Genomic DNA, 12,399 nt, shown 5'->3' on the forward strand with positions numbered 1-12,399 from the left:
TATTTCGTCGAGTGGAACAAGAAAATCAATCGAGCGCCGGAGCGGTCTCGGACAATTGCGCGAGTAGCGCCTTCGCCTGATCGAGACTGTCGGCGTCGTTCGGACGGAACAGCATGTGCGCCGCCTGAGGCAATTGCGTGTAAAGCGCGCGGCTGCTGCGGCCGTAGGCGGGATCATAGTGCCGGTCGATCAGCTCTGCAAAAAGGTCGGCGCGCGCGCCTTCATCGATCAGCCGATGCCAGTACGCCACGCGCTCACGGCTATGCAGCGCGACGAGCTTCGACAATTGCGTCTTGAAGAACGCGGGACTGTCGAAAAGATGCGCGTAGTCCTGCAAAAGAAACGCGATGCGGTCCTCGCGGCGCGCTTCGACTTCGACGCACGCGGCGGCGTGCAGGTTGTCGAGCAGGGAATCGGGCATCGTGATCGCGCCGATCCGCCGCCCTTCCGCCTCGATAAACACGGGCCGCGCCGGATCGAAGCCGCGCAGCGTCGCGACGAGCGCGGAATCGAACGCTTTCTGCGACGGCTGATCGCGCCCCGGCAGCGCGCCGAGCAGCGAACCGCGATGCGACGCCATCCCTTCCAGATCCAGCACCTGCGCGCCCGCCTGCCCGAGCGCCTGCAACAGCCGCGTCTTGCCGCTGCCCGTATGGCCGATCAGCGCGACATAGCGATATTGGCCGGGCAGCGTCGTCAGCCGGTCGAGCACGTCGCGCCGATAGCTCTTGTAGCCGCCTTCGAGCTGCCGCGCCTGCCAGCCGATCATGTTGAGCCACGTCGTCATGGCGCCGGAACGCTTGCCGCCGCGCCAGCAATAGACGAGCGGCCGCCAGTTGCGCGGCCGGTCGGCGAACAGCGTGTCCAGATGACGCGCGATATTGCGCGCGACCATCGCGGCGCCCACGCGCGTCGCCTCGAACGGCGAGACCTGCTTGTACATCGTGCCGACGATCACGCGCTCCTCGTTGTCCAGCACCGGCGCGTTGATGGCGCCCGGAATGTGATCCTCGGCGAATTCGAGCGGCGTGCGGACATCGACGATTTCTTCGAAATCGCCGAGGCGATCGATAGGAGCGAGCAGGTTTTTCACTTGAAAATCAACGGGAACGAGGCGGCGGCGAAGACTGAAATTATCGCACGGCTCGGGTTTTCGCTTCGGCGCCCGATTTTTGCGACGGAACGCGATACGGTTAAAGTGACAGGAACATCGGTCCGGGAAAAAGCGATGAGCTACCACGAGACGATCGGCGCGCGCCGCTACCGCTTCGACGACCTTACGACGCTGCTCGCCCGCGCAAGTCCGCAGCGCTCCGGCGACGAACTCGCGGGCGTCGCGGCGGCGTCGGAGGAAGAGCGCGTCGCCGCGAAAATGGCGCTCGCGCAAGTGCCGCTGCGCACGTTCCTCGACGAGCCGCTCATCCCCTATGAAATCGACGAAGTCACGCGCCTGATCGTCGATACCCACGACGCCGACGCCTTCGCGCCGATCGCGCATCTGACCGTCGGCGAGTTTCGCGAGTGGCTGCTGTCGGACGCCGCCGATACCGCCGCGCTGGAGCGCATCGAGATGGGCGTGACGCCGGAAATGGCCGCGGCCGTGTCGAAACTGATGCGCAATCAGGATCTGATCGTCGCCGCGAAGAAGCGCCCCGTCGTCACGCGCTTTCGCACGACCATCGGTTTGCCGGGCCGGCTTTCGGTGCGCCTGCAGCCGAATCATCCGACCGACGATCCGAAGGGCATCGCCGCGTCCATGCTCGACGGCCTCTTCTACGGCTGCGGCGATGCCGTGATCGGCATCAATCCGGCATCGGATTCGCCCGCCGCCATCGCCGCGCTGCTCACGATGATGGACGACTTCCGTCAGCGCTACGACGTGCCGATGCAATCGTGCGTCCTCACGCACGTCACCAACACGATCGCCGCGATCGAGCGCGGCGCGCCCGTCGATCTCGTGTTCCAGTCGGTCGCCGGCACGGAGCGCGCGAACGCGGGCTTCGGCGTATCGCTCGCGCTGTTGCAGGAGGCGCGCGACGCGGCGCAATCGCTGGCGCGCGGGACCGTCGGCAATAACGTGATGTACTTCGAGACGGGCCAGGGCAGCGCGTTGTCGGCGAACGCGCATCACGGCGTCGATCAGCAAACGTGCGAAGCGCGCGCCTACGCGGTCGCGCGCCGGTTCGATCCGCTTTTGACGAACACGGTGGTCGGCTTCATCGGCCCGGAATATCTCTACGATGGACGGCAGATCATCCGCGCGGGGCTGGAAGACCACTTCTGCGGCAAGCTGCTCGGCGTGCCGATGGGCTGCGACATTTGCTACACGAATCACGCGCAGGCGGATCAGGACGACATGGACACGCTGCTGACGCTGCTCGGCGTCGCGGGCGTGAACTTCATCATGGGCGTGCCCGGCGCCGACGACGTCATGCTCAATTATCAAAGCACCTCGTTCCACGACGCGCTGTTTATCCGCCGCGTGCTCGACCTGAAACGCGCGCCGGAATTCGAGGCGTGGCTCGCGAAAATGCGCGTCACGGATACGCACGGCGCGCTGCTTTCCGCGCACACGCAACCGCAAGCTCAACCGCTGCTCGACTGGATCGACGAATGACGATCGAACCGAATCCGTGGGAAGCGCTGCGGCGCTTCACGAACGCGCGCATCGCGCTCGGGCGCGCGGGCAGCAGCCTGCCGACCGCGCCGTTGCTTGCGTTCCAGCTCGCGCACGCGCAGGCGCGCGACGCGGTGCATCATCCGCTGAATACGGCCGCGCTTGCCGATGCCATCCGCGCCGCCGGCTTCGATACGCTCGAAGCCGCGAGCGCCGCGCCGGATCGCGATTGTTATCTGCGTCGCCCGGACTTGGGCCGCACGCTCGACGATGCCAGCGCCGCGCGCCTCGCCGCGCACGCCGCATCAAGCGAAATCGTGTTCGTCGCCGCCGACGGCCTTTCGGCCGTCGCGACGCAGCGCCACGCCGCGCCGCTGCTCGCGAAGCTGCGTCCGATGCTCGACGGCTGGGCGATCGGTCCCGCCGTGATCGCGACGCAGGCGCGCGTGGCGCTCGGCGACGGCATCGGTGAGCTTTTACGGGCGCGGATCGTCGTGGTGATGATCGGCGAGCGGCCGGGCCTGAGTTCGCCCGACAGCTTGGGCCTCTACGTGACGTACGCGCCGCGCGCCGGTCGCAGCGATGCGGAGCGCAATTGCATATCGAACGTGCGGCCCGAGGGACTCGGCTACGACGCCGCCGCGTTCAAGCTGCACTGGCTGCTGAACGAAGCGCGGCGGCTGAAGCTGACGGGCGTCGCGCTGAAGGATCACAGCGGCGCGCTGGCGTCGCCTTCGAATGCGGGCGAAATCGGAAAAAGCGCCTAACTCCGCAACTTGCGATACACCGTCGTGCGCGATACGCCCAGCGCCCGCGCCGTCGCCGATACGTTGCCGCCATGTTTTTCGAGCGCCGCCGCCACCGCGCTGACGGCGATATCGGCGAGGCGCGCATCGCTCGCGGATGGCGATGGCGCTTGCTCCGGCGACGCATCGTCGAGTTCTTCGAGAAAGTCGCGCGGAAGATGCTCGATGCGAATGCACGCGTCGTGATCGTCGAGCATGGCCGAAGCCGTGCGCAGCACGTTGCTCAACTGCCGCAAGTTGCCCGGCCAGCGATGCCGCGCGAACAGCGCGAGCACGTCCTCGCCGATGCCGATCGCGCGCCCCGTGCAGCCATCGACGGCAAGCAGCCGATGCACGACCGCGCGCAGATCGCCACGCGCGCGAAGCGGCGGCAGCGTCACGGACAGCCCGTTGACGCGGTAATACAAGTCTTCGCGGAACGCGCCCGCCGCGACCTGCTCGCGCAGCCTGCGATTGCTCGCGCAAATCAGCATGAAATCGACGGGCATCGCGCGCGCCGCGCCGAGCGGCTCGACCACGCGCTCCTGAAGCACGCGCAAGAGGCGGCTTTGCAGCGCGAGCGGCATGTCGCCGATTTCGTCGAGAAAGAGCGTGCCGCCGTTCGCCTGCACGATCTTGCCGGTCGCGCCGCGCTTCGCCGCGCCGGTGAACGCGCCTTGCGCATAGCCGAAAAGCTCCGATTCGATCAGCGTTTCCGGCAGCGACGCGCAATTCACCGCCACGAACGGCCCCGCACGACGTGGCGAATCGGCATGAATCGCGCGCGCAAGCATCTCCTTGCCCGCGCCGGTTTCGCCGCCGATGAGAATCGGAATCGGCTTGCCGATGACCTTGCGCACGCGCTCGACGATATCGCGCATGGGCGGATCGCCGGTGCAGAGTTCGAGCAGCTTCGACGACGACGGCGGCGCTGGCTGCGCGTTCCGGGCTGGCGTCGTGAAGACGCGGCGCGCTTCGAATCGAACGCTCGCGAACACGCCGACGCCGTTGTGCAATTCGAGCCGGCACGTCTCGCCCGCGCGCGCGATCAGAACGTCCGCGTTCGCGCCGAACAGCGACGCCAGCGTCTGCGCCCGCAGCCGCCCAAGCTCGATGCCCAACTGAAACTGCGCGCTGCGGTTCGCGCTGAGCAGGCGGCCGTCGGGATCGAATACGGCGATGCCTTCCATCAACGTGCCGATGAACTCCGGGCGGCTATGAAAATGGATGCGCAAGCCTTCGCCGAACGCGCTCGCGATCAGCCGGTTCTCGATCATCTGTCCGGACATCTTGGCGAGCGCCATCGTGTGCTGATGGTAGCCGCGCCGGTCGCCGGTCACGTCGAGCACGCCGCCCAGATTGCCGAGCGGATCGAGGATCGGCACGCTCGAACAGGTGAGGAAATGATTCGCGCGCAGATAGTGCTGATCGCCGTGAACGGTGACGGCCTCGCGCTCCGCGATGGTCGTGCCGATCGCGTTCGTGCCCTGCTGCGCCTCGCTCCAGACCGCGCCCGCCTGCAGCGCGACCTTTTGCGCGCGGGCGAGGAAATCGTCGTCGCCGAGCGAATGGAGGATGAGACCGCTCGCATCCGTCAGCGCGATCATGCTGTGCGTGTTCGCGATCTGCGCGTAGAGCGTCTCCATGACCGGCAGCGCGTGAGCGCACAGCGTGCGGCTCTCGTCGAGGCTCGCGGCCAGTTGAGTCGCGCTCAGCACGGCATATTCGGGACGCATCGTGGCGATCAAGCCGAACGTGGCCGATCGCTCGTGAGCGTGGCGGATGACGTCCTGCTGCACGACGTCGCGATGCGCCGGCCGCAAAGCCGCGCCGATGGCATGCATGGGCTCCTCCTCGTCGATCCATCGCGCGCATGGCCAATGGGCCGCGCCGCCGGTCGAATGTCTCCTTCACGGAATTTAACATTGTCCCGGCGCGTGGGTCGATGCGAGGAAGCGCCTATGAGCGTCCGCTGGTATCGCCCTTGACGGGCGTTATCAGAGCACGAGCGATCCCGCCGAAATCGCGACGATCAGGAAGATCACGAACAGCACGAGGAAGATGAAGAAGCAGATTTTCGCGATGCCCGCCGCGCCGGACGACACGCGCCCGAAGCCGAAGAAGCCGGCGATAACGGAGATGACCGCGAAAAGAATGGCGAGTTTGAGCATGACAGCGTCCTTTGTTGTTATCGGATGCCGTGCTCCTTGCAAGCGACGTGCCACTTTGTTTGCGGACGTGGATCGGATCGACCGTTAGTTGCCTCCTTATGACTAAAAAAAGCAGCGCCCGAAGACGCTGCCCTTTCGCAATCAACGCACGCCGCGCGCGCGATTGTCCGTGGCGGCAACCGTCGCCGGAGCGGGCGCGCCTTGCCGCGCGCGCAGCCAGTTCGCGATCGGCTGATGCACTTGCGGCACCGACAGCAGCGCGGAAATCGCGATGGCATCGGCGGCGAGACCGGCCGGCACGTTGATGAGGCCGTCGGTCAGCGTGAAGAGAATCGAATCGACGACGAGCGAAATCACCGTCCCCGCGACGAAGCACACCATGCCGTCACGCCCCACTGCGCCGATCCACGGCAAACGCCGCGCGACTTCCTTCACCACGCCATAGCGCGCGAGGTTCGTCGCGATCCACGCGATCGCCAGGAAATTGACGACGCGCGCGCCCGCGAGATCGCGCTTGAACGCGCTGTCGAGTACGGGCGGCAGCACGAGCAGCTTGTAATACGCCATGCCGACGATGAGCGCGAGCGCCGTCGCGCTGATCGTCCAGCCCAGCCGATGCGACGTGATCCGCTGATACACCGGCTGGCAGCGCGCGAGCACGCCGAGCATGAACATCAGTTGCCAGGCGGCGGGATTGAAGTCCCAGAGCGTGCCGTCGGCGGACGGCATGTATTCGCCGATCTGCGGCGCGCACGCCCACAGCGCGAGGCTCAAGCCCAGCAGCAGCCACGGCTTGCTGCGCGCGAGCGGCAACGCGAGCGGCACGGATAGCGCGAAAAGCGCGTACATCGGCAGGACGGCTGCAAGATACGGCTGGCGCTCGAACGTCAGGATTTGTGCGAGCGAAGCCAGCGGCGCCGAGGTCACGCTGTCGAGATCGTGAAGCACGAGATTCGGCGCGTGACCGTAGAACGGGCGCAGCAGGAAGGTCGCGACGAGCATCAGCACGGCCGTGACCAGAAACGCGCGATAGATCTCGAATGCGCGCTTGACGAAGCGCATGCGCGCGGCGCTTTCGGAGCGGCGTTCGGCGAGCGACGCGTACGCCGTCGCGGTCGCGAAACCGCCGAGGAACACGAAGACTTCGGCGGCGTCGTTGAGCGCGAACGCGTGCAGCGTGAAGCGCGACAACATGCTCCCGCCGATATGATCGACGACGATGATCAGCAGGACGAGTCCCCGAAAGAAGTCCAGCTCGACGAGGCGTTGCGATTTTCCGGACATGCGGCGTATGGTGGTTTTCTGCGGCGCGCAGGAGGTTGGGCGGCGGCCGCGCGTAGGCGGCAACGAAGCGTAGGAGTTTACCCTTAAATGCGGCGGTGCATCATCGGAACAGACGCAGTTTTCCGTTTCAAATCCGATATTTGTGGCTTTACAGCTTCCCCGACGCAGATATGACTGCCCGACATCTCGAAAAGTTTTCAACTTGCTTTCATTTTCGGGATCGATCAGGCTAAGATCACGCCCTCTTCCAAACGACTGGCACGCCCGCATGGACTACATCGCCGCCCTCGTCACCGATCCCGCCGCCTGGGCCGCCTTGGCGACCCTCGTCGTAATGGAAGTCGTGCTCGGCATCGACAACCTGATCTTCATCTCGATTCTCACGAACAAGCTGCCGGCCGCGCACCGGGCGCGCACGCAGCGCATCGGCATCGGGCTCGCGCTCGTGATGCGGCTCGGTTTGCTCGGCACCGTCGCGCTGATCGTGCGGCTCACCACGCCGATCTTCGAGGCGTTCGGCCACGGTTTTTCGTGGCGCGACCTGATTCTGATCGCGGGCGGCGTGTTTCTCGTCTGGAAGGCGACGACCGAGATTCACCATCACGTTTCCCACGACGACGACCACGCCGGACCCGCGACGAGCGGCGGCCTCACGCCGTTGTCGGCCATCGGCCAGATTCTGGTGCTCGATCTCGTGTTTTCCATCGACAGCATCGTGACGGCGGTCGGCATGACGGAGCACATTCCGATCATGTTCGTCGCGGTCATCGCGGCAGTCACGGTGATGCTGTTCGCGGCGGGGCCGCTGTCGCGCTTCATCGAGCGCAATCCGACCATCGTGATGCTCGCGCTCGGCTTCCTGCTCGTGATCGGCATGACGCTGATCGCCGAAGGCTTCGGATCGCACGTGCCGAAGGGCTACATCTATGCTGCGATGGCGTTCTCCGCGCTGGTCGAGGGCCTCAACATGCTGGCGCGCAGGGCGAACAACAAGCGCCGGGCGAAAAGCAGCATCGAACGCGGATGACGTGACCTAGAACGGCAATTCGCGCTGCGGGTTGTCGTTCGCGGCCGGTTCCGACGACGATGACGGCAACGGCTGCGCGCGCAGCCATCGCGCGATGGCATCGACGACATGCTGCCGATCCGCTTCGTCGAGCGCCTTGCCCGCCGCGATGCCATGCCACTTCGCAAGACACGTCCTGCAGCACGTCGCGGTCGCGTGTTGCGCGATGAAAACAGGATGACCGCGAAACGGCGTCTGCTTGCCGTCGTTCAGCGGGGCTTGCGGCGCAAGACGCTTCGCGATCAAGTCATGCGCCTGCAACAGCACCGTTTCGATACCACGTTCACGCATATAGCGCCCTTCGCGCACGCCCAGCGCAAAGCGCCGGCGAAACGCCGATTTCGCGAGGGCTTCGAACACGGCATCGAGGTCGCGCATGCGGATCAGTCCTTCGCGTAGAGCGTGGAATCGGCGAAACCGTGCGCGTGCAGCACGCGTCCGACGATGATCATCGCCGTGCGCTCCACGCCCGCCGCACGCACTTTCTGCGCGATATCCGCGAGCGTGCCTTCCACGCGCGCTTCGTCCGGCCAGCTCGCGCGAAACACGATCGCGACCGGGCAATCTTCACCGTAATGCGGCACGAGATCGGCGACGATGCGTTCGATATGACGCACGCCGAGATGAATGGCGAGCGTCGCGCGATGCCGCGCAAGATCGGCAAGCGATTCGCCCGGCGGCATCGACGTCTTGGCGGCATAGCGCGTGAGAATGACCGTCTGCGAAATGCCGGGCAACGTCAGCTCGCATCTGAGCGCCGCCGCCGATGCCGCCGCCGCCGTCACGCCCGGCACGATTACATAAGGAATCCCTATCTTTTCGATACGACGAATCTGCTCGCCGATCGCCCCGTAAAGCGAAGGATCGCCCGAATGCACGCGCGCGACGTCCTCGCCGTTCGCGTGCGCTTCTTGCAGCAGCGCGACGATGGCATCGAGATCGAGCTCGGCCGTGTTGACGACACGCGTCGCGCGATGGCCCGCCAGCACGCCTTCCGGCACGAGCGAGCCAGCATAGAGAATCACCGGGCACGAACGAATGAGCCTTTGCCCTTTGACGGTGATGAGTTCGGGATCGCCCGGTCCGGCGCCGATGAAATAGACGGTCATTGCAGGTTGAAGTCGTAGGCGAGCAGCGCATCGCGCGCGCTCGCGGGGTCGTCGAATTCGCGTTCGGCTGCGGGCAGCGCGGGCCGCGTGAGCATCACGACAGGCAGCCTGCGTTCCCGCGCGACCGTCAGCTTGGCTTCCGTCGCCTTGCCGCCGCTGTTCTTGCTGATGACCACATCGATGCGCGCGGCATCGAAAAGCGCGCGTTCGCCGGCGATATCGAAAGGTCCGCGTGCATCGACGATATCGGCGCGCGCATTGCCTTCATGCGGATCGAGACAACGAATGGTCCAGTGCTGCGACGCGGGAATGTCGCTGAGATGAGCAAGCGGTTCGCGCCCGAGCGTAAAAAGCGGCCGATGAAACGGCGCGATCCGTTCCACGATCCCGTTCCAGTCCGCCGCCTCGCGCCAGTCGTCGCCGGGCTGCGGCTGCCATGCGGGGCGCCTCACCGCCCACAGCGGCACGCCCGCGAACGTGCATGCTTCGCGCGCATGCCGGCTCATTTGCGCGGCATACGGATGTGTCGCATCGACGACCAGCGCGATTTCGTTCGCGCCCATATAGTCGATGAGGCCCGCCACGCCGCCGAATCCGCCGACGCGTACATCGCATGCGAGATCGGCCGGCACCCGCGCGAGGCCCGCGATGCTGTAGACGTGCGGCTTCGTCAAGCCCCGCGCGATGATCAGCGCATCGCCGGTGCCGCCGAGTAACAACGCGCGCTTCATGTTGCGCTTCCCACGATCACCCCTTGCCTGTCGATGGCGAATGTCTCCACGACGACGCCTTGCGGCACGACATCGCGCGCGACATCACGCGCCCGCGCGCAGACCACATCGCCCAGTTGAATGCCCTCGCCGCGCGCGAGCTTCAACGCTTCCTGGCTCGTGTTCGCCGCGCGGATGTCAGATTGCAGCGCGTCGCTCGCACCGGCATCCGCGGCCCACACGGCAAGCAGCGGCAAGTCGATGCTCGAACTACGGCTATGCAAGTCCATATGCCCCGCCGCGAGCTTGCTCAGCTTGCCGAAGCCGCCGCACAGACTCAGCTTGTCGACGGGCGCGCGTCGCAAATGCTTGAGCACCGCGCCCGCGAAATCGCCCATTTCGATCAGCGCGATATCCGGCATGCCGTAAAGCGCGCGCATCGCGTCTTCGCTCTGATTGCCGGTGCACGCCGCGATATGCCGCACGCCGTTGGCCCGCGCGACATCGATGCCCTGATGAATCGACGCGATATACGCCGAACACGAGAACGGCCTGACGATGCCGGTCGTTCCCAATATCGACAAGCCGCCGACGATACCGAGCCGCGGGTTCATCGTTTTCAACGCGAGCGCTTCGCCGTTCTCGACGCCGATCGTCACATCGAAACCGCCTGCATAGTTCGAAAGCGCCGCGAGCCGTTCGAGGTGCTCGGTCATCATCTTGCGCGGTACGGGATTGATGGCCGGTTCGCCGATTGCGAGCGCAAGCCCCGCGCGCGTCACGGTGCCGACGCCCGGTCCCGCATGAAAGCGCACACCCGTATCCGCCGACAACTGCACGCGCGCGAAGACCAGCGCGCCATGCGTGACATCGGGATCGTCGCCCGCGTCCTTGATGACGCCCGCTTCGGCAGCGTCGCGCGTGTCGTTCGTCGCGCGGCAGAATTCGAGTTTCATCGTGATGTGCTGGCCCTTGGGCAACACGATCTCGGCACGCTCGCTCGCATCGCCCGTCAACAAAAGGCGCGCGGCCGCGAGACTCGTCACGGTCGCGCAGCTTCCGGTGGTATAGCCGCTTATGAGCGGCGCGGGAGTTTCGGGCGTTTCGTCGCGCATGCGGTTCACTCGATCCATTTAGTTAGGATCGCTCACGACTTACTAACATGCAGCAATGTGATCGGCAACGCTTGCCGCCACGTATCGAAACTGCCGAGCGGCTCCGACTGCGCGATGCCGATGCGCGTCAGCTCGCCGCCATAGCGCGCGCGCCAGTCGAGGAGCGCCGCTTCGCTCTGCAAGGTCACCGCGTTGACGATGAGCCGCCCGCCCTGACGCAGCCGCGCCCAGCACGTATCGAGCACGCCGGGCACCGTCGCGCCTCCGCCGACGAACACCGCATCGGGCGCGGCGAGGCCCGCGAGCGCGGCGGGCGCTTCGCCTTTCACGAGCTTGAGCGCGGGCACGCCGAGCGCATCGCGGTTATGTTCGATGAGACGCTGCCGCCCTTCGTTCGCTTCGATTGCAATCGCGCGGCAAGCGGGATGCGCGCGCATCCATTCGATGCCGATGGAGCCGCAGCCCGCGCCCACATCCCATAGCAACTCGCCCGGCTGCGGCGCGAGATGCGCAAGCGTGATCGCGCGCACGTCGCGCTTCGTGAGCTGGCCATCGTGACGATACGCGTCATCGGGCAAACCGGGCGTCAGCGGCGGTCCCGCGTGCCCCGCGTGCGTCCTGCATTCGATAGCAACGAGATTGAGCGCGGCCACTTCGGGCTCGCGCCAGTCGTCGGCGCGTTCGTCGATGCGTCGCTCGTTCATGCCGCCCAGATGCTCGAACACGGTCATGCGGCTTGCGCCGAAACCATGCGCGGTGAGCATCGATGCCATCGCGGCAGGCGTCGCGCCATCGGCGCTCAATACGAAGAGGCGCGCGCCGCGAAACGTATGCGCGAGCAACTCGGCGACAGGCCGCCCGACGAGCGATACGCACTGCGCATCCTGCAACGCCCAATGCAGCCGCGACGCCGCGAGCGACAGCGAAGAAGGCGCGGGAATCACGCGCATTTCGTCGTGAGAAAGCTCGCGTGCGAGCGTCGCGCCGACGCCGTAGTGCATCGGATCGCCGCTCGCGAGCACGCATACGCGCGCGCCGTTCTTGCGTTCGGCGAGGACGGCATCGATGGAAAAGGGTTTGGGCCACGGCACGCGCCGCGCCGCGATGCGTGCGGGCAAGAGCGCGAGATGACGCTCGCCGCCGTGGATCGAACCGGCTTCGACGAGCGCGCGACGCGCCGCGCGGCTCAAGCCATGCCAGCCGTCCTCGCCGATGCCTACCACGGTCAGCCAGGTCGACATGCGCCGTCTCCTCGTTGCGGTTCGCTGCGCGCATCGCGAGAAAACAGCATGCGCGAAGCCGTTTGATGGTCGATAAAAGCGGGCATAATAACGTCCGTCGGTGCCTGATGGGGTGAAACCCTGAAGGCCTAACAGGGAACACAGAGAAACTGTGGCTGCCCCCGCAATTGTACGCAGCGAGTCCGCGCTCCACTGCCACTGGTTTATACCGGGAAGGCCGGCGCGGATGGCGACCTGCCAGCCAAGAGACCTGCCGACGCAATCATCAACGCTTATTTCGCGCGACGCCGACCGGGCGGGG

General features: G+C 65.9%; 12 protein-coding genes and 1 riboswitch. Of the genes, 3 read left to right on the top strand and 9 right to left on the bottom strand.

What is annotated here, in order from left to right; all coding sequences use genetic code 11:
* Window positions 1-25 precede the first annotated feature (25 nt).
* A complete protein-coding gene (mnmH, locus tag NCR39_RS18810) occupies window positions 26-1,093 on the bottom strand; it encodes a tRNA 2-selenouridine(34) synthase MnmH (RefSeq protein WP_250453563.1) in 1,068 nt (355 codons plus the stop codon).
* 135 nt (window positions 1,094-1,228) lie between these two features.
* Between mnmH and NCR39_RS18815 the strand changes: the two genes are divergently transcribed.
* Together NCR39_RS18815 and eutC are read left to right on the top strand one after the other, a co-directional pair.
* Entirely contained in the window at window positions 1,229-2,617 is a 1,389-nt protein-coding gene (locus tag NCR39_RS18815; RefSeq protein ID WP_250453564.1) for an ethanolamine ammonia-lyase subunit EutB, read from the top strand.
* A complete protein-coding gene (gene eutC / locus NCR39_RS18820) occupies window positions 2,614-3,384 on the top strand; it encodes an ethanolamine ammonia-lyase subunit EutC (RefSeq protein ID WP_250453565.1) in 771 nt (256 codons plus the stop codon). Before NCR39_RS18815 ends, eutC begins: the two co-directional genes overlap by 4 nt.
* Here the strand turns inward: eutC and NCR39_RS18825 are convergent.
* From NCR39_RS18825 to NCR39_RS18835, 3 genes are all read right to left on the bottom strand, one after another.
* The gene (locus tag NCR39_RS18825) at window positions 3,381-5,246 is read right to left on the bottom strand and encodes a sigma-54-dependent Fis family transcriptional regulator (RefSeq protein WP_250453566.1); all 1,866 of its coding nucleotides are present in this window, start codon (window positions 5,244-5,246) and stop codon (window positions 3,381-3,383) included. The two genes, eutC and NCR39_RS18825, sit on opposite strands and share 4 nt — an antisense overlap.
* A gap of 153 nt (window positions 5,247-5,399) precedes the next feature.
* A complete protein-coding gene (locus tag NCR39_RS18830; RefSeq protein WP_035964337.1) occupies window positions 5,400-5,573 on the bottom strand; it encodes a DUF1328 domain-containing protein in 174 nt (57 codons plus the stop codon).
* 141 nt (window positions 5,574-5,714) lie between these two features.
* Complete coding sequence (locus tag NCR39_RS18835; RefSeq protein ID WP_250453567.1) at window positions 5,715-6,857, bottom strand: OpgC domain-containing protein; 1,143 nt, start codon at window positions 6,855-6,857, stop codon at window positions 5,715-5,717.
* A 268-nt stretch (window positions 6,858-7,125) separates the two neighbouring features.
* On the opposite strand from NCR39_RS18835, the gene NCR39_RS18840 reads away from it, so the two are divergent.
* The gene (locus tag NCR39_RS18840) at window positions 7,126-7,884 is read left to right on the top strand and encodes a TerC family protein (protein WP_250453568.1); all 759 of its coding nucleotides are present in this window, start codon (window positions 7,126-7,128) and stop codon (window positions 7,882-7,884) included.
* Window positions 7,885-7,890: 6 nt separating this feature from the next.
* Here the strand turns inward: NCR39_RS18840 and NCR39_RS18845 are convergent, their stop codons facing one another.
* The 5 genes from NCR39_RS18845 to cbiE are packed head-to-tail and all read right to left on the bottom strand — an operon-like array spanning window position 7,891 to window position 12,098.
* Window positions 7,891-8,301 carry a DUF4186 domain-containing protein gene (locus NCR39_RS18845; protein WP_250453569.1) on the bottom strand — a complete coding sequence of 137 codons (411 nt, stop codon included), beginning with the start codon at window positions 8,299-8,301 and terminating at the stop codon, window positions 7,891-7,893.
* Between the two features lie 5 nt (window positions 8,302-8,306).
* On the bottom strand, window positions 8,307-9,032 hold the full coding sequence (cobM, locus tag NCR39_RS18850) for a precorrin-4 C(11)-methyltransferase (protein WP_250453570.1): 726 nt from the start codon (window positions 9,030-9,032) through the stop codon (window positions 8,307-8,309).
* Window positions 9,029-9,763 (bottom strand): cobalt-precorrin-6A reductase, encoded by a 735-nt coding sequence (locus NCR39_RS18855; protein ID WP_250453571.1) that lies wholly within the window; start codon window positions 9,761-9,763, stop codon window positions 9,029-9,031. Before NCR39_RS18855 ends, cobM begins: the two co-directional genes overlap by 4 nt.
* A complete protein-coding gene (locus tag NCR39_RS18860; protein WP_250453682.1) occupies window positions 9,760-10,857 on the bottom strand; it encodes a cobalt-precorrin-5B (C(1))-methyltransferase in 1,098 nt (365 codons plus the stop codon). Before NCR39_RS18860 ends, NCR39_RS18855 begins: the two co-directional genes overlap by 4 nt.
* A gap of 32 nt (window positions 10,858-10,889) precedes the next feature.
* Window positions 10,890-12,098, bottom strand: a complete 1,209-nt coding sequence (gene cbiE / locus NCR39_RS18865) for a precorrin-6y C5,15-methyltransferase (decarboxylating) subunit CbiE (protein ID WP_250453572.1) — start codon at window positions 12,096-12,098, stop codon at window positions 10,890-10,892.
* Window positions 12,099-12,179: 81 nt separating this feature from the next.
* Window positions 12,180-12,370: riboswitch (cobalamin riboswitch) on the top strand.
* Window positions 12,371-12,399 lie beyond the last annotated feature (29 nt).

Source organism: Caballeronia sp. ATUFL_M2_KS44, assembly GCF_023630965.1.
Taxonomy (GTDB): Bacteria; Pseudomonadota; Gammaproteobacteria; order Burkholderiales; family Burkholderiaceae; genus Caballeronia; species Caballeronia concitans.

Coding starts and splice junctions, on each gene's coding strand:
- NCR39_RS18825 (WP_250453566.1), bottom strand. CDS start 5,246: ATGCATGCCATCGGCGCGGCTTTGCGGCCGGCGCATCGCGACGTCGTG.
- NCR39_RS18855 (WP_250453571.1), bottom strand. CDS start 9,763: ATGAAGCGCGCGTTGTTACTCGGCGGCACCGGCGATGCGCTGATCATC.
- NCR39_RS18840 (WP_250453568.1), top strand. CDS start 7,126: ATGGACTACATCGCCGCCCTCGTCACCGATCCCGCCGCCTGGGCCGCC.
- NCR39_RS18830 (WP_035964337.1), bottom strand. CDS start 5,573: ATGCTCAAACTCGCCATTCTTTTCGCGGTCATCTCCGTTATCGCCGGC.
- eutC (WP_250453565.1), top strand. CDS start 2,614: ATGACGATCGAACCGAATCCGTGGGAAGCGCTGCGGCGCTTCACGAAC.
- NCR39_RS18835 (WP_250453567.1), bottom strand. CDS start 6,857: ATGTCCGGAAAATCGCAACGCCTCGTCGAGCTGGACTTCTTTCGGGGA.
- cobM (WP_250453570.1), bottom strand. CDS start 9,032: ATGACCGTCTATTTCATCGGCGCCGGACCGGGCGATCCCGAACTCATC.
- cbiE (WP_250453572.1), bottom strand. CDS start 12,098: ATGTCGACCTGGCTGACCGTGGTAGGCATCGGCGAGGACGGCTGGCAT.
- NCR39_RS18860 (WP_250453682.1), bottom strand. CDS start 10,857: ATGCGCGACGAAACGCCCGAAACTCCCGCGCCGCTCATAAGCGGCTAT.
- NCR39_RS18815 (WP_250453564.1), top strand. CDS start 1,229: ATGAGCTACCACGAGACGATCGGCGCGCGCCGCTACCGCTTCGACGAC.
- NCR39_RS18845 (WP_250453569.1), bottom strand. CDS start 8,301: ATGCGCGACCTCGATGCCGTGTTCGAAGCCCTCGCGAAATCGGCGTTT.